The 22169-nt window shown below is 61.8% G+C and carries 23 protein-coding genes; 12 read left to right on the top strand and 11 right to left on the bottom strand.

Annotation, left to right across the window (positions count from 1 at the left end; translation table 11 throughout):
- Positions 1 to 17: 17 nt before the first annotated feature.
- Positions 18 to 1040, bottom strand: a complete 1023-nt coding sequence (locus FFM53_RS16450) for a LacI family DNA-binding transcriptional regulator (protein WP_003542973.1) — start codon at positions 1038 to 1040, stop codon at positions 18 to 20.
- 117 nt (positions 1041 to 1157) lie between these two features.
- Positions 1158 to 1670 carry a MarR family winged helix-turn-helix transcriptional regulator gene (locus FFM53_RS16445; protein WP_025396056.1) on the bottom strand — a complete coding sequence of 171 codons (513 nt, stop codon included), beginning with the start codon at positions 1668 to 1670 and terminating at the stop codon, positions 1158 to 1160.
- Between the two features lie 85 nt (positions 1671 to 1755).
- On the opposite strand from FFM53_RS16445, the gene FFM53_RS16440 reads away from it, so the two are divergent.
- The 5 genes from FFM53_RS16440 (at position 1756) to cysE (ending at position 6218) form a co-directional block, all read left to right on the top strand.
- Positions 1756 to 2544, top strand: coding sequence for a creatininase family protein (locus tag FFM53_RS16440; RefSeq protein WP_138390587.1), 789 nt, complete (start codon positions 1756 to 1758; stop codon positions 2542 to 2544).
- Between the two features lie 145 nt (positions 2545 to 2689).
- Positions 2690 to 3802, top strand: coding sequence for a CobW family GTP-binding protein (locus tag FFM53_RS16435; RefSeq protein ID WP_138390588.1), 1113 nt, complete (start codon positions 2690 to 2692; stop codon positions 3800 to 3802).
- Entirely contained in the window at positions 3802 to 4791 is a 990-nt protein-coding gene (locus FFM53_RS16430) for a WD40 repeat domain-containing protein (RefSeq protein WP_018243596.1), read from the top strand. Before FFM53_RS16435 ends, FFM53_RS16430 begins: the two co-directional genes overlap by 1 nt.
- Positions 4792 to 4806: 15 nt before the next feature.
- The gene (locus FFM53_RS16425) at positions 4807 to 5304 is read left to right on the top strand and encodes a GNAT family N-acetyltransferase (protein WP_138390589.1); all 498 of its coding nucleotides are present in this window, start codon (positions 4807 to 4809) and stop codon (positions 5302 to 5304) included.
- A gap of 95 nt (positions 5305 to 5399) precedes the next feature.
- The gene (gene cysE, locus FFM53_RS16420; protein WP_138390590.1) at positions 5400 to 6218 is read left to right on the top strand and encodes a serine O-acetyltransferase; all 819 of its coding nucleotides are present in this window, start codon (positions 5400 to 5402) and stop codon (positions 6216 to 6218) included.
- A 33-nt stretch (positions 6219 to 6251) separates the two neighbouring features.
- Here the strand turns inward: cysE and FFM53_RS16415 are convergent, their stop codons facing one another.
- From FFM53_RS16415 to odc2, 4 genes are all read right to left on the bottom strand, one after another.
- Entirely contained in the window at positions 6252 to 7409 is a 1158-nt protein-coding gene (locus tag FFM53_RS16415) for a GGDEF domain-containing protein (protein ID WP_138390591.1), read from the bottom strand.
- Between the two features lie 156 nt (positions 7410 to 7565).
- Entirely contained in the window at positions 7566 to 8594 is a 1029-nt protein-coding gene (locus FFM53_RS16410; RefSeq protein ID WP_173863011.1) for a serine hydrolase domain-containing protein, read from the bottom strand.
- 374 nt (positions 8595 to 8968) lie between these two features.
- The gene (locus tag FFM53_RS16405; protein WP_138390592.1) at positions 8969 to 9559 is read right to left on the bottom strand and encodes a GNAT family N-acetyltransferase; all 591 of its coding nucleotides are present in this window, start codon (positions 9557 to 9559) and stop codon (positions 8969 to 8971) included.
- 94 nt (positions 9560 to 9653) lie between these two features.
- A complete protein-coding gene (gene odc2, locus FFM53_RS16400) occupies positions 9654 to 10787 on the bottom strand; it encodes an ornithine/lysine decarboxylase (protein WP_138390593.1) in 1134 nt (377 codons plus the stop codon).
- 528 nt (positions 10788 to 11315) lie between these two features.
- Here odc2 and FFM53_RS16395 point away from each other — a divergent pair.
- From FFM53_RS16395 to FFM53_RS16385, 3 genes are all read left to right on the top strand, one after another.
- Positions 11316 to 12209, top strand: a complete 894-nt coding sequence (locus FFM53_RS16395; RefSeq protein WP_138333292.1) for a LysR family transcriptional regulator — start codon at positions 11316 to 11318, stop codon at positions 12207 to 12209.
- Between the two features lie 240 nt (positions 12210 to 12449).
- Positions 12450 to 13091: a DUF1007 family protein gene (locus tag FFM53_RS16390; RefSeq protein ID WP_138390594.1), complete on the top strand. Its 642-nt coding sequence runs from the start codon at positions 12450 to 12452 to the stop codon at positions 13089 to 13091.
- Positions 13085 to 14161: a nickel/cobalt transporter gene (locus tag FFM53_RS16385; protein WP_138390595.1), complete on the top strand. Its 1077-nt coding sequence runs from the start codon at positions 13085 to 13087 to the stop codon at positions 14159 to 14161. The genes FFM53_RS16390 and FFM53_RS16385 overlap by 7 nt, the downstream gene beginning before the upstream one ends.
- Positions 14162 to 14163: 2 nt before the next feature.
- Here the strand turns inward: FFM53_RS16385 and FFM53_RS16380 are convergent, their stop codons facing one another.
- The 4 genes from FFM53_RS16380 to FFM53_RS16365 form a co-directional block, all read right to left on the bottom strand.
- Positions 14164 to 14370: a hypothetical protein gene (locus FFM53_RS16380; RefSeq protein WP_012759018.1), complete on the bottom strand. Its 207-nt coding sequence runs from the start codon at positions 14368 to 14370 to the stop codon at positions 14164 to 14166.
- A complete protein-coding gene (locus tag FFM53_RS16375; protein ID WP_138390596.1) occupies positions 14367 to 15062 on the bottom strand; it encodes a GNAT family N-acetyltransferase in 696 nt (231 codons plus the stop codon). The genes FFM53_RS16380 and FFM53_RS16375 overlap by 4 nt, the downstream gene beginning before the upstream one ends.
- A 145-nt stretch (positions 15063 to 15207) precedes the next feature.
- Positions 15208 to 15927: a tellurite resistance TerB family protein gene (locus FFM53_RS16370; RefSeq protein WP_138390597.1), complete on the bottom strand. Its 720-nt coding sequence runs from the start codon at positions 15925 to 15927 to the stop codon at positions 15208 to 15210.
- Positions 15928 to 16039: 112 nt separating this feature from the next.
- Positions 16040 to 16678 (bottom strand): 2-dehydro-3-deoxy-phosphogluconate aldolase, encoded by a 639-nt coding sequence (locus FFM53_RS16365; RefSeq protein WP_131710388.1) that lies wholly within the window; start codon positions 16676 to 16678, stop codon positions 16040 to 16042.
- A gap of 154 nt (positions 16679 to 16832) precedes the next feature.
- Between FFM53_RS16365 and FFM53_RS16360 the strand changes: the two genes are divergently transcribed.
- From FFM53_RS16360 to trhO, 4 genes are all read left to right on the top strand, one after another.
- Positions 16833 to 17321, top strand: coding sequence for a CYTH domain-containing protein (locus tag FFM53_RS16360; protein ID WP_138333279.1), 489 nt, complete (start codon positions 16833 to 16835; stop codon positions 17319 to 17321).
- Positions 17299 to 18207 (top strand): CHAD domain-containing protein, encoded by a 909-nt coding sequence (locus tag FFM53_RS16355; RefSeq protein ID WP_138333276.1) that lies wholly within the window; start codon positions 17299 to 17301, stop codon positions 18205 to 18207. Before FFM53_RS16360 ends, FFM53_RS16355 begins: the two co-directional genes overlap by 23 nt.
- Positions 18208 to 18354: 147 nt before the next feature.
- A complete protein-coding gene (locus FFM53_RS16350) occupies positions 18355 to 18831 on the top strand; it encodes a VOC family protein (protein ID WP_138390598.1) in 477 nt (158 codons plus the stop codon).
- Between the two features lie 71 nt (positions 18832 to 18902).
- On the top strand, positions 18903 to 19832 hold the full coding sequence (gene trhO, locus FFM53_RS16345) for an oxygen-dependent tRNA uridine(34) hydroxylase TrhO (protein WP_138333274.1): 930 nt from the start codon (positions 18903 to 18905) through the stop codon (positions 19830 to 19832).
- An 18-nt stretch (positions 19833 to 19850) separates the two neighbouring features.
- Here the strand turns inward: trhO and FFM53_RS16340 are convergent, their stop codons facing one another.
- Positions 19851 to 22064 carry a putative bifunctional diguanylate cyclase/phosphodiesterase gene (locus tag FFM53_RS16340; protein ID WP_138390599.1) on the bottom strand — a complete coding sequence of 738 codons (2214 nt, stop codon included), beginning with the start codon at positions 22062 to 22064 and terminating at the stop codon, positions 19851 to 19853.
- Between the last annotated feature and the right edge of the window lie 105 nt (positions 22065 to 22169).

Raw genomic sequence — 22169 nt, 5'->3', positions numbered from 1 at the left:
TGGATGGCGGTCGTGGTTCAGGCGCGCGGCCGATGGGGACTGGTGGACTGGCGAATGCGCATTTCCGGCTTGATCAGATGCATACCGTCAGGCTCATGACTGCCGGCAAGGCGATCGAGCAGCGCCCGGGCGGCCAGGCGCCCGACCTCGGCCTGACCGTTCCAGACGGTCGTTAGCGCAGGCGTAGCGATCGACGCCTCCTCGAGATCGTCGTAGCCGGTGACGGAAATATCGCGTCCCGGCACCAGGCCGGCGCGCGCAATGCCGTTCATCAGACCGATCGCCACGAGATCGTTCCAGCAAACGGCTGCGGTCGGTTTCTGCGGCAGCGAAAGGAAATGCACTGCAGCTTCGAAACCGCCCTGTTTCGAGCGCGGACCGGGAATGCGCAGGTTCGGATCGACCTCGATGCCGGCCTTGCGCAGCGAATTGACATAGCCCTGGTAGCGATCGCGGCCGGTGGATGTCTGGTCCGTGCCGCCGATCATGGCGATCGAGCGATGACCGAGGCCGATCAGGTGGTTGGTGGCAAGCGAGATGCCGTAGCTGTCGTCGCCGCGATAGGTCGGCAGGTCCTGCCCTTCCATCGAGCGGGCGACCAGGATCGCCGGCATGCCGTTGTCTTCCGCCAGTTGCACGTCTTCCGGCGGCGTACCGATCGCCGGCGACATGATGACGCCGTCGCCGCCGAGCTGCAGCAGCGTCTCGATGAAGGTACGCTGCTTCTCGACATTGTCGTAATGGTTGGAAAGGATGAAGGTGTGGCGGCTGCGGTCGAGCTCGCTTTCGATCGCCTTCAGGATCTCCCCGTAGAAGGGGTTCATGATGTCGTGTACGACGACGCCGATGATGCCGGAGCGCGAGGTCCGAAGGCTGGCGGCGCGGCGATTGTAGATATAGCCGAGCGCGCGCGCCTGTTCCTTGATCTTCTCCCGGGTATTGCCGGCGACGAGCGGACTGTCGCGTAAGGCGAGCGATACGGTCGCCGTTGAAATGCCGAGCGTTTCGGCGATTGTCGAAAGCTTGATCTTCTGGACCACGTGTCCTCCTCCAGGCAGCACGTAAGCAGCAAGACCCCGCCAGCAAACCGGCGCGGCCCTTAAAATGTTTAATTAAAAGATTTAATCGGTGGAAGCAATTCGTCTTTCAGGGAAATTTCAGTCTTCGTCCGGTTCTTCGATATGAATGGCTTCGGCCTGCAGATTGGCATCGATCGCCTTCAGCAGGCGGACGAGATTGCGGATTTCCTTTTCGGAGAATTCCTGCGTCGCCAGCCTGTCGCAGGCCGAGGCCGCCATCTCGATCCCCTGCACGCTGCCGCGGCCGAGTTCGGTGAGATAGACCTTGGTGAGGCGGGCATCTTCCGCATCGGGCTTGCGCTCGAGAAAGCCCTGCGCCTCCATGCGGCCGATCGTGCGCGTCATCGTCGGCGCCTTGACCCCGAGCTTCTGGGCAAGGCCGCCGGCCGTCATGCCGTCGCTCTCGGCAAGCGAGAGAATGACGCCGTCCTGGCCGGCATAGAGGCCGCTTTCGAGCAGGTTGCGCGAAAGCACCGTCCGCATGGAACGCGCCGCCTGGGTGAGCGCCGGAGAGAGATCGACGAGCGTATACTCGGTCTGGTCCTTCTTCTTGGACTTGTTCTTTTTGCCGTCCTTGTGCTTCTTTCCCATAGCCATCCCTTTGATCTTTAAGCCCCGACGCCGCTGCGATATGACATTGCTCAGGATCTCGTCATAAACAAGAGGCAACCACCGGATGATGACGCCTTCGCCGCGCTTCGAGGACAGCAACCCGGCCTTTGCACCTGACGGGCGCCATCTGATCGCCGTGTTGCCGCTCGGCGCCCACGAACAGCACGGCCCTCATCTGCCCTTCGAAACCGACACCCTGATTGCCGAAGGTATCGCCGGACGATTGAAGATGGCCTTGCCCGCCGGCCTGCCGGTCACCTTCCTGCCCGCCGAATCTGTCGGCTATTCCATAGAGCATATGGATGTTGAAGGAACGAAGACGCTTGCCTTCGACGAAGCGGTAAACCGCTGGCTCGGCATCGCCGAGGGGCTGGCAAAGCAGGGCATCGGCAAATTCGTGATGCTGAACGCCCATGGCGGCAATTCGCCCGTCATGACCATTGTCGCGACCGAGGCGCGGGTCCGCTTTGCCATGCTGGCGGTGGCGACGAGCTGGACCCGTTTCGGCGCGCCGGATGGCGTGGTCACGCCGGAGGAAAAGGCGATCGGCATCCATGGCGGCGATATCGAGACCTCGGTGATGCTGGCGCTTCATCCCGATAAGGTGGATATGGCGAAGGCGGCGGACTTTTCCTCGCGACAGACGGAATTCGCCGTGCGCTTCAAGCATCTGCGCGCCTACGGGCCGCACGCCTTTGGCTGGAAGATGTCGGATCTCAACACGCAAGGCGCTGCGGGCAACGCCGCGGCCGCGACGGCAGAGAAGGGTGAGGCACTGATTACCCATGCGGTGAAGGGACTGACGGAACTGCTCGAAGATGTCGATGCCTTCGACGTCGAACAGCTCCGGTGAAGGTGGGCCTGCGCCGCGCAAACGATGTGATCTTATAACATTATAAAACCCTTTGAACTGCCACGCTCAAGCCATTATATGAGACCAACCGTTCAAGCAGCCGATCCAAAGCCGCTCGGCCGCACGCCTAATCCTAGAGGTTCTCATGACCGACGCGATCTCCACCCAGAAGCCCATTCCCGTTACCGTGCTCACCGGTTACCTCGGTGCCGGCAAGACGACATTGCTCAACCGCATCCTCTCCGAAAATCACGGCAAGAAATATGCGGTCATCGTCAATGAATTCGGCGAAATCGGCATCGATAACGACCTGATTGTCGAGTCGGACGAAGAAATCTACGAGATGAACAATGGCTGCGTCTGTTGCACGGTACGCGGCGACCTGATCCGCGTCGTTGAAGGCCTGATGCGCCGCCCCGGCCGCTTCGATGGCATCATCGTCGAGACGACGGGCCTTGCTGACCCGGTGCCAGTCGCCCAGACCTTCTTCATGGATGACGATGTGCGCGCCAAGACCGAGCTCGACGCCGTCGTCGCCCTCGTCGATGCCAAGCACCTGCCGCTGCGCCTGAAGGACAGCCGCGAGGCAGAAGACCAGATCGCCTTCGCCGACGTCGTCATCATCAACAAGAGCGACCTCGTGACCCCGGAAGAACTTGATGTGATCGAGGATATCGTCCGCGCCATCAACCCGGCCGCCCGCGTCTACAAGACCAGCCGCTCCGGCGTCGATCTCGCCCGCGTGCTTGATCAGGGCGCCTTCAACCTGGAGCGCGCGCTCGAAAACGATCCGCATTTCCTCGAGCACGGCCATGACGACCATGTCTGCGGCCCCGATTGCGATCACGACCATCATGACCATGATCACGATCATCACGGTCATCAGCATGATGAGCACGGCCACGACCATCATCACCATGGCGCCCATCACCATGGCGCGATGTCGGCGATCCACGATGTGACGGTGCAGTCGGTGTCGCTGCGCGGCGGCCAGATGAACCCGGAGCGCTTCTTCCCCTGGATCCAGAAGATCACCCAGACGCAGGGGCCGAATATTCTGCGTCTCAAGGGCATCATCGCCTTCAAGGACGATCCCGAGCGCTACGTCGTTCAGGGTGTGCACATGATCATCGAGGGCGACCATCAGCGGCCGTGGAAGGAAGGCGAAAAGCACGAGAGCCGTCTCGTCTTCATCGGCCGCGAACTCGACCGCGAGAAGCTCGAAACCTCCTTCAAGGCCTGCGAGGCAGCCGCCTAATGCCGACAGTTGCACCGCTTGATCTCGACGGCCACGTTCTGGCCGTCGAATTTTTAGGTGATGTTCCCTTCTTCGCAAGCGCAAACGGTACATTCCACCGGCTGGACGGCGGCGACAGGGTTTCCGAAGCCCACCAGGGCATGCTCACCGCGATCCGCGATCCCTACAGCGAGAGCCTGATTTCGGGCGGCGAAGACGGCAAGGTGCTGCGCATTGCCGCCGACGGCAGCGTCAGCGAGATCGCGACCGCGCCGCGAAAATGGATTTCGCAAGTCGCAGCCGGCCCGCAGGGCGCCGTTGCCTACTCCTACGGCAAGAGTTCGCTGGTTCGCCTTGCCGATGGCACGACCAAGGAATTCCCCGAGGAGCGCACCGTCGAAGGCCTTGCCTTTGCGCCGAAGGGGCTGCGCATCGCCGCGGCGCGCTACAACGGTGTGTCGCTGCACTGGATCGGCATGAACGCCAAGCCGGTCGATCTGGAATGGAAGGGTGCACATACTGGCGTCACCTTCTCGCCGGATGGCAATTTCCTCGTCACCTCGATGCAGGAAAACGCACTGCACGGCTGGAAGCTCGACATCAAGCCCGGCACCGAAGCCCGTCACATGCGCATGACCGGCTACCCCTCCAAGGTGAAATCGCTCTCCTGGTCGGTCAAGGGCAAGTGGCTCGCGTCTTCGGGCGCGCCTGCGGCAATCGTCTGGCCCTTCCAGGGCAAGGACGGGCCGATGGGCAAGGCGCCGCTGGAGCTCGGCACCCGCGCCAATATCATGGCAACCGCGGTGAAATTCCATCCGCTCGAGGACATTCTCGCCATCGGCTTCATCGACGGCATGATCCTCGCCGTGCGCATCGCCGACAGCAAGGAAGCGCTGCTGCGCCGACCCGGCAAGGGCGCGATCACGGCGATGAGCTGGAGCAAAAACGGCAAGCTTCTCGCCTTCGGCTCCGAAGCCGGCGATTGCGGCGTCATCGATATTTCGGCTTGAGACCCGTTGCCGGCAATGGACGACGCCCTGACGGAACCTGAAATCGTGGCGCTCACGGCCGATCACATGCAAGCCGCGGCCGGAATCAGACGTGTCGCCCTGTGGCAACGGCTGCCTTGGCTGCCGGATGTGCATACGCCCGAGGAAGAGGAGCAGTACTGGCGCATGCATCTGCTGCCGAACTGCACCATCCTTGGTGCTGCCATGGGCAACCGGCTGGTCGGCGTCATCGCCTATGGCGACAACTGGATAGAGCAGCTTTACGTTCTCCCCGGTTTCCAGGGCATGGGTATCGGCTCTTCCCTCCTCGGCTGCGCCAAGGAGGAGATGAACGAGATCAGGCTCTGGACGTTTAAGCGTAATGCAGGCGCTCGCAGCTTCTACGAACGGCACGGTTTTACCGCCGAAGAGGAGACCGATGGCGCCGACAACGAAGAACGGGAGCCTGACGTGCTTTATCATTGGCGCCGGCTTCCGGAGCTGACACTTCGCCTGCAACCGTCTGGCGGCTAGAATATGCTCAGGGCTTGCCAAATGCTTTGCCCGGGCGAAACATGAGCCGCACGGAGGCGCTTTGCGCGACGCCCAGGCTGACAAAGGAAACGGGAATGCCGAAATCGACCGGCCTCGGTTTGGCCGAGCAACAGCCGCAGCCTTTGGGCGACGCATCCGTCTGGACCGTGATCCGCGCCGAGGCGGCCGAGCTTGCCGCGCGCGAGCCGATATTGCAGCGGCTGCTTGCCGCTCAGGTAACAGACACTGCCAACAACAATGAGATCATCGCCCGCGTGCTGGCCGCGCGGCTCTCCGTAGCGCAGGTGGAAACGGGTGATCTGTTCGATCTCATCCTGTCCACACTTGATGACGATATCATGCGGAAGGTCGAGGCCGATCTCATCGCCGTGCGCGAGCGCGATCCGGCCTGCACGACATTTCTGCACGCACTTCTCAATCTCAAGGGCTTTCATGCGCTTGAGACGCATCGCATCGCCCATGCGCTCTGGATCGCCGGCCGTCAGGAGATCGCCAGCTGGCTCGCCAATCTCGTTTCGCTGGTCTTCGGCCCGGATATCCATCCGGCGGCCCGGATCGGCGCATCCATCATGCTCGACCACGGTTCGGGCATCGTCATCGGCGAAACGGCTGTCATCGAGGATGAAGTATCGATCCTGCAGAACGTCACGCTCGGCGGCACCGGCAAGGAGACCGGCGACCGCCACCCGAAGATCCGCCACGGCGTGATGATCGGCGCAGGCGCCAAGATCCTCGGCAATATCGAAATCGGTGCCTTCAGCAAAGTCGCGGCCGGCAGCGTCGTGCTGAAGCCGGTCCCCGAGCATTGCACGGTCGCCGGCGTGCCGGCAACGCTCGTGCGCGTCCACCGCGCCGACGAAATCCCGGCCGAGACGATGGACCAGAATATCTAGGATCATTCTGAGATAGACGAGTTTGCCCCGTTCCTACGCAGCTTGTTGATTTTCTCCAAAGACTTCGACCCGGTTGCGGCCTTCGCGCTTCGAACGATAGAGCGCCTCATCGGCCTTATGCATCAGCCGTTCAAAGTCTCCACCGCTTTCCGCACGCGCGGCAACGCCGACGCTCAGCGTCGGAAAGACGGCCAGATCCGGCTGCTGCATGACGGCAGCGGCGAAGGCGAGACGGATGCGCTCGGCAATTGCCACGGCATCTTCCCGGGAAACGTTTTTCAGCACCGCCAGGAACTCATCCCCACCTTGACGGGCAAGCAGATCGTCCGAGCGCATGATGCCCCTCGAAACACTGGCGAAAAGCCGCAGGATGTCGTCGCCAGCAGCATGGCCATGCCTGTCGTTCAGCTGCTTGAAATGGTCGATATCGATGATCAGCAGCGATACCGGCTGGGAACCGAGAGCCGGCAGATGCTGGGCAAGGCCGCCGCGATTGAGCGCGCCGGTCAGCGGATCGTGGTGAGCGAGTTCGGTCAGCTGATTTCGGCTGCGCTCGGCGGCCATCAGCACCATCGCCATGCTGCGCAGCATGATGAACGCGACCGCCGATACTGCCATCCAGCTGTGTATTGCACTGCCGCCGAAAGGATCCGGCCCACCGATCTCACCGGTCGCCGCGAGAATGCTGCGAACGGCAAAGATCGCGGCAGTGCAGGCGTAGAGGCCGACAAGCAAGGCTGCGGAATAAAGCCTCTCGCGCCGGACAATGCTGATTGCCTCCCTTACAACGGCAAGATCGCAGAGGCAGCAGATGACGGAGACGTAGAGGAGCCTCGCCGAGACTGCCGATGGATCGCTGACGATGAGGACGACAGGAACGCTGACGAGCAAGATGGCAAGCCAGAAAGTGCGCTGGTCGAGCGCTCGTCCCGAAAACACCCGCACGGCAAAGAACATCAGCATGTAGCCGGCGATGGTGACGATATTGCCGCCGTCGACCGAGACCGAGTAGGGAACGAGATTGCGCAGCGCGACGAGAAACGAGCCGACGCCGACAAGAAGGTTGCTCAAGCCCCACCAGAGCGGCCACCTCTCGAAGCGACCCGTCGCATAGGCTGCAAGCTGGAGAATGCCCAGCACGAAACAGCTCACGGCAACAATGAAATAGATTGTCCTGAGATCCAGCAGCATGGCGCTTTCCCGAAATTCTCGCGGAGCTTACAGGAAGCGTTTTGCGGTTTGATTGGAGCCTTCGCTAAAAATTTAACGATCGCGGGTTTTTCCCCGCTGCATCATTCAAAATCCTACAGCACCCTTGGCGCGTGTGAAAGACACGCGGCCCTGTCGTCAAGCGGCCCGCACCGAGCCGATGATGTCCGCCAAGAGACCGTGCAGCAAGTCCCTGTAGCCATTTCGGGCAGACGGACCGCTCTCTTCCGAGGTCATGACGACGGTGAGATCGAGCGACGGCACGATGTAGAGCATCTGCCCGCCATAACCCCAGGCGAAGTGCACCTGCTCGCCGCCGATCTGCCGCGTGAACCAGCCATAGCCATATTCATCGCCGGAGAAGCGTGAGTTGGTGCGCTGCTGCCACGACTGGGCGATCCAGTCGGCAGGTACGATCTGGCGGCCGTCGGCGGTCTTGCCGCCGTTACGGTAGAGTTCGCCGAAGGCAAGCAGGGACCGGGCGCTCATCGCCATCTGATTGCCACCGAGATAGATGCCCTGCGGATCGCGCTCCCATGCACCGATGCGGAAACCGTCGACCGGGCCGAGCCATTCGCGCGCCAACACCAGCGTCGGCCGCCGGCCGACCTTGGTGAGAATGGCCGAAAGCAGATGCGTGGATGCGGTGGAATAGAGCATCTCGCCACCGGGCTGATCGACGAAAGGCTGCGACAGCGCAAAGCGCACCCAGTTGCGCGAGGAGACCCAGCGGCCGTAGTTCGTCCCCGACATGCGATCGAGCCCAGCCTGCATGGAGAGAAGATTGCCGATGGTGATGTCGTTGATGCGCGGGTCGGGCGTTAGAGGGAGATCGGCCTTCAGGATCGGCGCGATCTTCTGATCCGGCCCCGTCAGCATGCCTTTGTCGATGGCGATACCGACCAACGCCGAGATGATCGACTTCGAAGCGGATTTGATATTGGTCGATTCCGACGGCGAATGACCATGGAACCCACGTTCGCTGAGCACGCGTCCGTCGCGAGCGACAATCACCGTCTTGAGAGGCCTCATCGCCGGGTCGCTCGCCGCGCGATCGAGACGCGGGCCAAGCCCGCCGACGGCGGGAGCCGTGCTCTGGGCAGCCACCGGCCCCGTTGCGGCAAGCGGCAGGCAGAAGAGAAGCAGAAGGGAAAGAAGGCGGATCATGCGATGCAACATAGGATATCGTCGCGATATGTTCGCGTGCCGGCGACCCATTTCACGCGATTGTGTTTCCGCGTGCGTCGGGGAACTAGCGACCGCGCCGCTTCACTCGCCAGAAAGACAATCCGCGCCGCAACCACACCAGGCCCGCCTGCCTGCGTGGTCAAACGGCGCGGATATTACCAGCCGGGGGAAAAATTCCCAACCTGGCCGGCCGGTCGGCGTAGTCTTACAGCTCCGCGCGTCTTTTCGGGCCGACCCGGCCCAATCCAGCTCTAGAGCGGTTCAGCTTTTCATGGAAGCGCAGAACCGCTCTAACCTTTTGTTTTTGCGCAATTCCGGACGGAAAACCGCTCCGCACTTTTCCTGGAATTGCGCTAGGCTGCGCGGCGAACCGGCGCACCGGTCAGCATGCGTCCCGAGGGGACGATCATGCCGGCCGCGCCGTCAAGCCAGCCTTCCGTGAGCTCGAGCGCAAGAAAGCGCGAACGTTCGAACGGACCCGGCATGACGAGATGGCGGACCTTTTCGGCAAAGAAGCCGAAACGCTCGTAATAGGCAGCATCGCCGACGAGCAGCACGGCGCCATGCCCGCGCTTCTTCGCTTCAAGGATCGCCGCGCGCATGAGCGCCGAGCCGATGCCCTTGCCGCCCTGATGGGGTGCAACGGCGAGCGGTCCGAGCAGCAGCGCATTGATCGGCGTGCCTTCGTCATTGACGCCGGCCTCAATGTTCCAAAGCCGCACCGTGCCGATGACATGGCCGTCGCGATCGCGCGCCACGAGCGCAAGGCCCTCGGCCGGAACGCGGTTGCGGCGGATCTTCTCCGACGACTTCTTGCGGCGATCCGGGCCCATGACGCGGTCGAGCAGGTTTTCACGCGCAACGACATCCGAAGGATTTTCGGCGTCGATGGCGAAAGTGGTGGGCGCAAAGAATGCGCGGACAGAATCAAGAACAGCGGCCATCTTGGCCTCCCGTACCCAATACCGTTATCAGCGGCGATGAAGGAAAATTGTGAAGTTGCCGCCCCGGCTGGTTACGGGGCCGGCGGAAACGACCTTAGATGACGTAGGCCTTCAAGGGGTCGAAACCGTTGAAAGCGACCGCCGAATAGGTCGTCGTATAGGCGCCGGTGCCTTCGATCAGGACCTCGTCGCCGATCGAAAGGGAGATCGGCAGCGGATAGAGGTTCTTCTCGTAGAGCACGTCGGCCGAATCGCAGGTCGGACCGGCAATGACGCAGGGCTCCATCTCGTCGCTGTCGTGATCCGTGCGGATCGGATAGCGGATGGCTTCGTCCATCGTCTCGGCGAGACCGCCGAACTTGCCGATGTCGAGGAAGACCCAGCGGGCATCGTCATTGTCCGACTTCTTCGAAATCAGAACGACTTCCGCCTTGATGACACCGGCATTGCCGACCATGCCGCGGCCCGGCTCGATGATCGTCTGCGGGATCTGGTTGCCGAAATGCGTGCGCAGCGCCTGGTAGATCGACTTGCCGTAAGCTTCTGCGGACGGAACGTCACGCAGGTACTTGGTCGGGAAGCCGCCACCCATGTTGACCATCTGCAGGTGGATGCCCTGCTTGGCAAGCGATACGAAGACGCGCTTGGCATCGGCAAGCGCCGAATCCCAGGCATCGACCTTGGTCATCTGCGAACCGACATGGAACGAGACGCCATAGGACTGCAGGCCAAGCTGATGGGCGTAGACGAGAACGTCGACAGCCATCTGCGGAACGCAGCCGAACTTGCGCGACAGCGGCCATTCGGCGCCTTCGCCATCCGTGAGCACGCGGCAGAAGACACGGGCGCCGGGAGCGGCCCGCGAGATCTTCTCGACTTCCTCGTGGCTGTCGACGGCAAAGAGGCTGACGCCGAGCGCATGCGCGCGGGCAACGTCACGTTCCTTCTTGATCGTGTTGCCGTAGGAGATGCGGGCGGCGGTCGCACCGGCTTCGAGCGCCATTTCGATTTCGGCAACGGATGCGCAATCGAAATTGGAGCCGAGGCCTGCGAGCAGCTTCAGCACTTCCGGGGCCGGGTTGGCCTTGACGGCGTAATAGATGGCGCTGTCCGGCATGGCGTGACGGAAGGCGTGGAAATTGTCGCGAACGACGTCGAGGTCAACCACGAGGCAGGGACCGTCGGGACGTCGGGTTGCGAGAAAGTCGCGGATGCGCTGGGTGGTCATATCGATTCCCTCTTCCAATTCCAGAGCTCCGGCATGAACCGGAGGACAAAGGGCATACGATAGCTCGCATTGGAACCAGCCGGTGGAGACCCCGGAACCATAGCAAGCGCTCGATGCGCAGATAGTGAACCAACGCCGCGATGCGGTGTAAGTTCGGCTTTGTCTGCCATGGATTGGAGGGAGAATCCCAACCGCACTTCCGGCAATGATGGTGTGCCTCTTCAGTAACCCCCGCTGATGGAAAGCAGGGAGAGAACAAAAAGGCCCGCACCGTCGTTGCTTCAGGCGTCCTCGCATTTTCCGGTTGGCCGGAATAGCGACTGGAGGGGTTAATTCCAGGTACCTTACCGATTTCCTCACCAATTCGAGGGTTCGGCGGACACCCATGGGCACGTGCGACTTTGGGCTGAGTGGGAAATAAGAATATTCGCCTTCATAATCAAGCGATTTTTTGATCTCAAGGCTAAAAAAATTATTGAACAAGACGAGCCAATTTGTTCAACATTCCGAAACAGCCTGAGGGGTGCCATGGATACCTTGACCCGCATACGCGCCTTCATCGATGTCGTCGAGGCCGAAGGCTTCTCCGCCGCGGCACGGCGCACCGGCCGCTCCAAGGCGCTGCTCTCCAAATATGTGCGCGAATTGGAAGACGAGCTCGGCGCCCTGCTGCTCAACCGCACCACCCGGCAGTTCTCGATGACCGAGGCCGGCCATACCTATTACCGTACCGCCTCCGATATTCTGAAGGAGATCGATAACCTCGCCGATCTCGTGCGCGAAAACAATGCACAGCTCAAGGGACGGCTGCGCATCTCGGTGCCGCGCACCTTCGTCGATGCCGATGTCGGCCAGTCGCTGATCGATTTTGCCAAGGAGAACCCCGACCTTTCGCTGGAGATCGCCGCCGACGACCGGTTCGTCGATCTGATCGAGGAAGGCTTCGACGTGGCGATCCGCATCACCAAGCTCGAAGATTCCGGCATGATCGCCCGCAAGATCTCGGATTTCCGCATCCATATCTGCGCCACCCCTGAATTTCTCGAACGTTATCCCGATCTCGATCACCCGTCGGCCCTTTCCAGCGTCCCCTTCATCGTCGATACCAATGCGCGCACCCAGGCGAGCATCCGCTTCCACAATCCTGACAACACCTCGTTTGCCGTCGCCGTTTCCGGACCGATAGAGGTCAACAGCCCGCATGCGACATTACGCGCAGCACTGGCCGGCATCGGCGTAGCCTTCATCCCAGATTTCATCGCCCGCAAGCCGATCGAGAGCGGCGAACTGGTGACCCTTTTCAACGATTACACCCCGACCGACCGCGGCATCTATGCCGTCTACCCGCACCGGCGCTACCTGCCGGCCAAGGTAAGAATCTTCGTCGATTACCTGCACAACTGGTTCAAGAAGCATCCGTAAGCCGGCGCCCTTGCGAAGCGATGCGACATTCCGCCCCGCTCTACAGCGCCGCGCGTCTTTTCAGACGCGCAAAGGACACTGTAGCACTTTGAATGCTGCATAATTTTATCCTTGAATCGATTCCGATTTAAGGAATTATGCAGTGGCATCCTGCCCCGCGAAGCCGATGCCGAGCCCGGTCCCAATTCCGTCCCAATTTCTGGCAAGAAGTCAGGGGCAGCGAACAAGGCAGCGGGATAGATGAGACATTCAACAATACTGATGGCCGCGCTTCTTTCGCTGGCGCCGGCCGCCGCCTTTGCGCATCCGCACATCTTCGTGGAAGCGCGCCTCGAAGTCGTGGCCGGCAAGGACGGCAGTGTCGAGGAACTGCGCAATGTCTGGCGCTTCGACGAGGTCTTTTCGTCCTCCGTGGTCATGGATTTCGACAAGAACACCGACCTGAAGCTGGAGCCGAACGAACTGACCGAGGTCGGCAACACGGTCAAGAAGTCTCTTGCCGATTACGACTACTACATGAACCTGACGATCAACGGGAAGAACATCACCGTCCAGAAGCCCGACATCATCCATGTCGACTACAAGGATGGCCAGCTGCTGATGTTCTTTGCGGTAAAGCCGGTGGAGAAGATGCCGCTCAAGGGCAGGCTCACCTTCGGCGTCTACGACCCGACGCTCTACACCTCGATCGATTTTCCCACCGACACCGAGCTGGCGATCGTCGGAGACGGCTTCAAGGCTTGCAAACATCAGGTGGTGCGGCCGGATGCCGACCAAGTGATCTCGGAAAACAAGCAGTCGCTGACAGACGCCTTCTTCAACGATCCCACCGGCACCAACATGTCCAAACTCTTCGCCACCCGGCTGGAGGTCACATGCTGACGAAACGCCTGCCCCTCATCCTTTCCGCTGCAACCCTTGCGCTGGTAACGGCTGCAAGCCTCGCCCATGCGCAATCGCCGCTCGGCATCGGTACGGCGGAGCCGAGCTTCCAGCCGACAGGCGGGCCGCTCGCGCCGCTTTTGCTCTATGTGAACTATGAGCAGCAGGCCTTCTATCGGGCGCTGACCGGCGCCTTGAAGGCGATGCGCCAAGACCCGTGGCAGTTGGCATCGCTGATCGGCCTCTCCTTCGCCTATGGCGTCTTCCATGCCGCCGGCCCCGGCCACGGCAAGGCGGTCATCTCCTCCTACATGATCGCCAATGAGGTCGAGCTGAAGCGCGGCGTGGTGATTTCCTTCATTTCTGCCTTCGTCCAGGGCGTGGTGGCGGTGGCGCTGGTCGGCGGCGCCTGGCTGGTGCTGCGCGGCACCGGCATTACGCTGACGGCGGCGACCCACGCGATGGAGATCGCAAGCTTCGTCATGGTCATCCTCTTCGGCGGCTGGTTGCTGTTCCGCAAACTGCGCTCGCTGGTCGGCAACATGCCGCGCCGCCGGCTGATGGCGACGCCTGCCGGTCCGGTCAGCATGATGCTCGACTGGAAGGACAACGCGGCCGAACGCCAAGCCTATGCCTTCAACGGCAAGGCGCAGCCTGTCGAAGCCGGCCATACCTTCGTTCCCGGCATGGTCTGCGAGACCTGCGGCAATGCCCATGTGCCCGATCCGGCCCTGCTCGGCGGCGACAGGTTCAGCGCCCGCGAGGCCTGGTCGGCGATCGTTGCCGTCGGTCTGCGCCCCTGTTCCGGCGCATTGCTGGTCATGACCTTCTCACTGCTGAACGGGCTCTATCTCGGCGGCGTGCTTTCGGTCGCCGCCATGTCGCTCGGCACGGCGATCACCGTTTCGCTGCTTGCCACACTTGCCGTCACGGCCAAGAGTGCGGCCGTCCGCCTCTCCGGACGCGGCTCGACCGCCTCGATCTGGGTCGGGAATGCCATCGAAATCCTCGGCGCCGTGCTTGTCATGCTGATGGGCGCCCTGCTGCTCGGGGCCTCGCTGCAGGGATAAAACTACTTTCCCCGGCGGCGCTGGTAACGCGCCCGCAGCCAGAAGACTGCGAAAAACGCCATGATCAGGCAGACGCCGACGACGATCGCCAGCGTCGGCGAGAAATTGCCAATCCACAGCACAATGGTCGGCAGGAAATAGATAACCAAGGCGGCACTGAGCAGGATAATGCCGGCGGCGGTCGCCTGCGAGCGGCTTTCTGGGCTCATACCAGCCTTTCCTTTTCAAGATCGGCGCGGATGTCCTGCAGACGACGGATCTGGTTGCCCTCGGCGTCGAAATTCTCCGGCGAGAGCCAGGCTTCGAAGGCATCGTTGATCATCGGCCATTCGGCATCGATCATCGAGAACCAGGCGGTATCGCGGTTGCGATGCTTGGAGATCATATGCTGGCGGAAGACCCCTTCGAAGCTGAAGCCGTAACGCGCAGCCGTCGTCTTGCTCGCCTCGTTCTTATTGTCGCATTTCCATTCGTAGCGGCGGTAGCCGAGATCCTCGAAGACGTGCTTAGCCATCAGGTAATGCGCCTCGGTCGACAGCGGCGACCGCTTCATCTCGGCCCCGTGCGCCACCCCGCCGATCTCGACGACGCCGTTTGCCGGGTCGGCGCGCATGTAATTCGCCATGCCGACAATCTTGCCGCTGGCGTTGTCGCGGAAGATATGGGTGAGCCAGCCGGACTTGGTATAGACGGTTTCCAGCCAGTTGGCGAAATCGTTGATGCCGGAGAAATCGTCCTGCGCGAAATAGAGAAGCAACGGGTTGATGCCCATGCCACCGAGGCCATCCCATAACGCCTGGAGATGTTCCTCACGCCGGTAGGGCTGGACGGTGACGAAGCGGCCCTTCAGCGTGACCGGCTTCGGCGCCGGGCAGCCGTTGAAATTTGCAAGATCGCGCATGTTCACTCCTCTTTTCCGAAGAGTGGATAGGCCAGCCGCCCGGCAAAGGCAACCGGCCTAAAGCGCGTCGCGCTTTAGGCCTTATTTCCAACGCATGTCGTTGTCGCAAAACCGCTGCACACTTTTGCGCGACATGCTTTAGATGTCACTGTGACAAGGTCGTCTTGGCCGACGACACCGTCGCCTCGATATGGTCCACCAACTGGTCGGCAAGGCCGAGGCGGCCGGCAAGCAGATCGAGATAACCGCGCTCGGCACGCGAATCCGGCTCGATAGTGAGCCGCGAGGCGGTGTAAAGCTCGACGCGCTGTTCTTCAGTCACCGCCGCAGCAACCAGCGCATCGATATCCGTCGGCGAAGCGAGTTCATGCTCGATGAAGGCCGCAGCCTCGCCGCTGACGTCGGCGGCCTTGACCTTGTCCATGATGAGGGCGCGTTCGGCATTGTCGATATGACCGTCGGCCTTGGCGGCGGCGATCATCGCGCGGATCAGCACCAGCACGAATTCATTGCTGCCGGCAGGCGATGTCGGCCCGAAACCAGATTCGACAGGCGGCGGCAGAAGGACCGGATTGTTTGCCGACGGTGCATCCGAGGGGGCTGCGGGCGCCTGCCCCGCCTGGTAATTCTTGTAGGCCTGGTAGCCGAGGCCGGCAATCGCGGCAAGACCGCCGATCGCCAGTGCATTGCCGGCAATACCCCGGCCGGTCTTGGTGCCGAGAAGCGCGGCTGCAATCGCACCTGTCGCCAGCGGATTGTTCTTTGCCGTCTGGACGGCGTCGCCGGCCCTATCGCGGACCGAACCGCCGAGACCCGGCACCTGCGAACCCAAAAACTGGTCGAGAAGCTTCTTTGCGTCGAACATTCCTCGTCATCTCCCTGTTTGAAACTGGAGAGGTACATAGGTTTGCGACTGGTGAAATACAAATAGGGGGAGCGGGATTGAGCCATGAGACTCCCCCGCCCCCAGCCGAAACTCAGGCCTTCAGCGCCGCCGCCTCTGCCGCGAGCTTGGTGATGCCAGCCCAGTCGCCGGCCGCGACCAGTTCCTTCGGCGCCACCCACGAGCCGCCAACGCAAATGACGTTCGGCAGCGAGAGATAATCATTGGCGTTCTTCAGCGAAATACCGCCGGTCGGGCAGAACAGCGTGCCGGCAAGCGGCGAGGACAGCGCCTTGAGATAGGCGGCGCCACCGGCCTGCTCCGCCGGGAAGAATTTCAGCACTTGGTAGCCTTCTTCGCGCAGTGCCATGACTTCGCTGGCGGTCGCAGCCCCCGGAAGCAGCGGCACGTCGGAATCGGCAGCGGCATCAAGCAGTTCCTGCGTCGTGCCCGGGCTGACGATGAATTTCGAACCGGCCTCGACGGCGGCTTCCCAATGGGCGACATTGAGGATCGTGCCGGCGCCGACTTCGGCCCCCTCGACCTCTGCGGCGACGGCGCGCACGGCCTCGAGCGCTGCCGGCGTGCGCATGGTGATCTCGATCGCCTTCAGGCCGCCCGCGACGAGCGCGCGGGCCAGCGGCACCGCCGTCTTCGCATCGTTGACGATCAATACCGGAACGACAGGCTGGAGTTTCAGGATGGAAAGGAGCTTCTCTGTTTTCTCGCCCATGGTCGCGCGACCTCCTTGAAACGATTGAATTCGGACCCCGAATAACGCCCCCGCGGAACCTTGTCGAGATAAAACCGGACCGCATGACGAGAAGGGTATGAAATGCTTGGAAATTGGGCTACCGTGCCGCAATCGTCACAAAAGGTTCACCGGCATGGCGAAAGAGATCGAGCGGAAGTTTCTTGTACGCAGCGATGGATGGCGTTCCGCCGTCGAGACGAAATCTGTCTTCAGGCAGGGTTACATTGCCTCGATGGACGATCGTTCCGTGCGCGTGCGCATCCTCGACGGCAGGAATGCGAAACTGACGATCAAGATCGGCCGAAGCACCATCACCCGTGACGAATTCGAATACGACATTCCGATCGCCGATGCCGAAGAGCTGTTGCAGAACGCGATCGGCGTCGTCATCGAGAAGACGCGCTATCGCGTTCCGCATGAGGACTTCGTCTGGGAAGTCGACGTCTTTACCGGCGAGCATCGCGGACTGGTGATTGCCGAGGTGGAGATGGCGGCGGAAACCGACGATCCGGCCCTGCCCACCTGGCTCGGCCGCGAAGTGACCGGAGATTTCCGCTATTCCAACCAGGCCCTTGCCACAGAATACGGGCACGACAGGCATGGCCTATCGCATTCGGCCTGACGCCGATTTCACCGAAGCGTTCCGTAACGCTGCGACCAAGCAGCTGGAACACGCTATCACTGTCCTCGGGGAACGCCCGGACGGCGCGCATGAGGCGATCCATTCTTTCCGCAAGAACCTGAAGCGACTACGCTCGCTCTACCGCCTCGTGGCCCGCGAGGTGCCGGATTTTCAGGCCCAGGAAAATGCGAGGCTGCGCGATGCCGCACGCTCGCTTTCGGCGATCCGCGATGCTGCAGCCCTCATCGGCACCGCGCAGTATCTGCAGCATGCAGCCCGCGGGAACGAGGAGAGCGAGGCGCTCGGCCGCATCGTCACCATTCTCGAAGGGCGCCGTGATTGGATGGCGGAAGCCGAAAGCGGCCTGGAACAGCGGCTCGCGGAAACCTCCGACGTTCTGAAGGAGGCGATCACGGCCCTGGACGCCGTCTCCTTTGATCGCGGCCACCGCAAGAATGCACGCATGCTGGCAAAAAGTTGGCGCCGTACCGCGCGGAAGGCCAAGACCGCGCTTGCGGCTTGCCACGGCGAGGCATCGGCCGACGACTTCCACGATCTGCGCAAACGCACCTACGACTATCGGCTCTACCATGCGCTTTTGCGTGACGTCTGGCCGGGCGCGATGAAGGCCAAGCGCGATGCGGCCAAGGAACTCGTCGAGGATCTCGGCCACATCCACGATCTCACCGTGCTCTCCGAACTGGTCGAGGCCGAACCGCAGCTCTTCACCCGCAATGACGACCTAGCGCATCTGCTCGACATCATCATCTTCCGCCAGCAGGAAGACCGGCGGCAAGCGCTGGTCAAAGCCGAAGCCGTGTTCGCCGATGATGCCGACGAGGAAGCCCAGCGCATCGAGCTTCTCTGGCTGATGGCCGGGAATTGAGAGCCCGCGAAATCGGAAGTGCTTGCGCGCAGCTCTGCATTTCCCATCGCATCGGCAATATCACAAGGAACCCTATTGACCTCAACCAATCTTGAGGTCCTAGCTTGCGGTGGTCGAACAAGTAGAAACTTGACCCGCGAGGAAAATATGACCGCCGAAAATGCCGCAATGCCGAAGGTGCTCGGGCTCTACGAGACCCATCTGACCGTTGCCGATCTCAAGACCTCCACGGACTTTTACCGCGATGTCGTTGGGCTCGAACCGGCAGCCTCATTCGAGGAGCGCAACGTCGCTTTCCTCTGGGTGGACGACAGGAAGACCGGCATGCTCGGCCTTTGGGAAACCGGAAGCGGGCCGCTGAAGATGCGGCTGCATATCGCCTTCCGCATGACCGCCGGCGGCATGCTGCAGGCGCCCGCCATTCTCAGGGCAAAGGGTGTGGAACCTCTCGGCTTTACCGGTGAACCGGTGACGGAGCCGGTGGTTCTCGGCTGGATGCCGGCGCTGTCTATCTATTTCAAGGATCCGGACGGGCACTCGATCGAATTCATCAGCGTTCTCGACGCAATCCCCGACCGGAGCTTCGGCGTGCGGCCGTTTTCCGCGTGGCAGGTGCGAGCGTAATCGGTCACCGGTCAAGGCCGCCACTGGCGAAGGCAATTGCGCGGCCCACCGATTTTCTGTATTTCCGGCCTATGACCGACAGCCTGACACACACCAGCCCGTTCCTCGTGGCCGCACTCTACCATTTCGTTTCCGTGCCGCGCTTTGCCGACCTGCAGGCACCGTTGCAGACGCTTTGCGAGGAGAACGGCGTCAAGGGAACGCTGCTTCTGGCGCATGAAGGCATCAACGGCACGATCGCAGGCCCGGATGCCGGCATTCACGCCGTGCTTGCCTTCCTGCGCGCCCAGCCGGAATTTTCGGGCCTGGAGCACAAGGAAAGCCGCGCCTCGAAAATGCCCTTCCTGCGCATGAAGGTGAAGCTGAAGAAGGAAATCGTCACCATGGGCGTCGAAGATATCGACCCCAACAAGGTGGTCGGCACCTACGTGGCGGCCAAGGACTGGAACGCGCTGATTTCCGATCCCGACACCATCGTCATCGACACCCGCAACGACTACGAGACGGCGATCGGAACCTTCCGCGGCGCGCTCGACCCGAAGACCAAGAGCTTCCGTGAGTTTCCGGAATGGGTGCGTCAGAATCCCGGTCTGCACAACAAGCCGAAGGTCGCCATGTACTGCACCGGCGGCATACGCTGCGAAAAGGCCACCGCCTTCATGAAGGCTGAGGGCTTCGACGAGGTCTATCATCTGAAGGGCGGCATCCTGAAATATCTGGAGGAAGTGCCGCAGGAGGAAAGCCTCTGGGATGGCGCCTGCTTCGTCTTCGACGAGCGCGTGTCCGTCGAGCACGGTTTGAAGGAAGGCGAACACCGGCTCTGCCACGCCTGCCGCAACCCGATCACTGCCGAGGAAATGACTTCGCCGCTTTACGAGGAAGGCGTTTCCTGCAGCCACTGCTACGACACGCGCACGGAAGAAGACCGGCTGCGCTACCGCCAGCGTCAGCACCAGATCGCCCTCGCGAAAAAGCGCGGCCAGCGACATATCGGCAGCTGAGCCAAAATTCTGATTGGATCAGCCTGCCGCCTGGATGCGCCGCCGAGCTTCCGGCTCCGCTGCACGCCGCTCGTTCAACATCTCGGTGATGAGGTCTGATGTCACAGGCTTTCCGAACAAATAGCCCTGCAGGCAGTCGCAGCCGAAAAGACGCATGGCTATCGCCTGCTCCTCGGTCTCGATGCCTTCGGCCGTCACCGGAATGTCGAGCGAGCGGGCGAGCGCCACCGTCGCCTGCAGCATCTCGCGCTGGCGTTTGTCGTTGACACCCATGACCAGCGAGCGGTCGATCTTGATGCGGTCGAAGCCGAACTGTCTGAGATAACCGATCGAGGAGAAGCCGGAACCGAAATCGTCGAGCGCCACCTTGACCCCCAGCGCCTTCAACCGTTCGATCGACTGGCGGGTGCGCTGCGGATTCTGGATCATGTAGCCTTCGGTGATCTCGAGCGTGATGCGGCCGGCCTCGATCTCCGTCTGCTTCAACACGTAGCGCACATAGTCGGTAAAGGCGGGATTGCGGAACTGGCCGGGCGAGACGTTGACCGAGACATTGAGTTCCGGCCATTGCTTGGCCGTCTCGCAGGCTTTGCGCAGCACGAACAGGCCGAGCGATTCGATGAGGCCGCTGGTCTCGGCGATCGGGATGAACAGCTCGGGCGAAACAGGGCCATGGCCTGGGCGGTTCCAGCGCACCAGCGCCTCGACACCGGTCATCGCATGCGTCGCCGCATCGATCAGCGGCTGGTAGGCGAGCGTCAGGTCGCCGCTTTCGATGGCGATCCGGAGATCGAGCTCCAGCGCATTGCGTTGCTCTCGATCGGCGTCCATCGATGGATCGTAGAGCGTCATGCGCGCGCGGCCGGCCTCCTTCGCCTTGTACATGGCAAGGTCGGAACGGCGCACCAGCTCCTCACGCCCGATCGTCCCGGAAGGCGACATGGCGATGCCGATGCTTGCCCCGACGACGACGACACGGCGACCGATCTCCAGCGGCTCGACAAGAAAATCGAGGATCTGCTCGGCAAGCTGCAGGGCGGCGGCATTCTCACTGTCAGAGAGAAAGGCGATGGCAAATTCATCGCCGCCGATGCGGGCGAGAACCGCACCTTGCGGAATGAGCACAGCGAGCCCGGCCGCGACCGCCCGGATCAACTGGTCGCCGGTGCCGTGGCCATAGCTGTCATTGACTTCCTTGAAGCCATCGAGGTCGAGATAAAGAAGCAGCACGTTACGCTTGGTCTGGCGTGCCTCGACGACAAAACGATCGACGGCCAGCCCGAGACCGTCGCGATTGGAAAGACCGCTCAGCCTGTCGCGCAGCGCCTCCTCGCGAGCGCTGTTTTCCTCCGCCTTCAGGCGGCGGCCGGCAAGCCAGCCGATGACCAGCAACACCACGAAGAACAAGCCGACGAGGCCAAGCGCCTGGATGACCATCGGCCGCACCTGTGCATAGCCGACATCGCCGGGTGAACGCGAGATCCACACGAGCTTGCCGAGCGTTGCCCCCGTCGGATCGACGATCGGGACGAGGTAGTCGGCCGCAAAACTCGGCGGCGCCAGCCTCAGCCCGCCGATGACATAGGTCTGGCCGAGAGCGGTCACCCTGTCGTCATCGAGATGGCGGGCGAAAACGAGATAGCGCTGCTGGCCGGCGGGCACATCCAGCGAACCGGACTTTTTCCGCACCAATGCTACACCGACGGCGGCTATGCCCCGCTTGGTGGTGACGAAACCGATCGCCTGAGGACGATCGGCCGGGCCGGCCGCCTTCACCGTGTCGAAGAGGGTCCAGAGCGAAGGCGCGAAGAAATCCGTGAGCGGCTCCGCCATCGGCTTGCCATCGCGATAGGCCATGATCGCCTTCTTCTCGGCATCGATGACGATCGCCATGTCGAAAAGCGAACTGTTGACCGACATCTCGCCGTAGTTGCTCACCGTCCAGGCCATACCGTCGGCTGCGTAGACGTTGACGGCGGCGTCATCCCAGGCGGCGTAATCGTCAAGCGTCGCGCCGAGCTGATCCTCGAAGGTCTTCAACGCGCCGATCGTCGTTTCGCGCGAGCGCTCGTCATCGAGAATATTGGAATTTTCAGCCACGCGTTCGAGCGCCGTCAGCACCATGATGGTGACGACTGCGACGATGACCGCAAAGGAGAAAAGCACGCCCGTGACGGTGATGTGACGGCCTATTCCCGATCCCTTGCTCTGCGACTTTCCGGCTGTCTGCATTACGACTCCCTGACCGTCGGACTTTGCCAGCCAAGGGTTCAAAAACGTTTAAGCAACCGGTTGTTGCAGGCTTCTGGCGAGCTATTTTTGTGTCGCCGCCTGAGG

It is taken from the genome of Rhizobium indicum (assembly GCF_005862305.2).
In the GTDB taxonomy this organism is placed as follows: Bacteria; Pseudomonadota; Alphaproteobacteria; order Rhizobiales; family Rhizobiaceae; genus Rhizobium; species Rhizobium indicum.
This window is presented reverse-complemented; position numbering and strand designations above follow the sequence as displayed.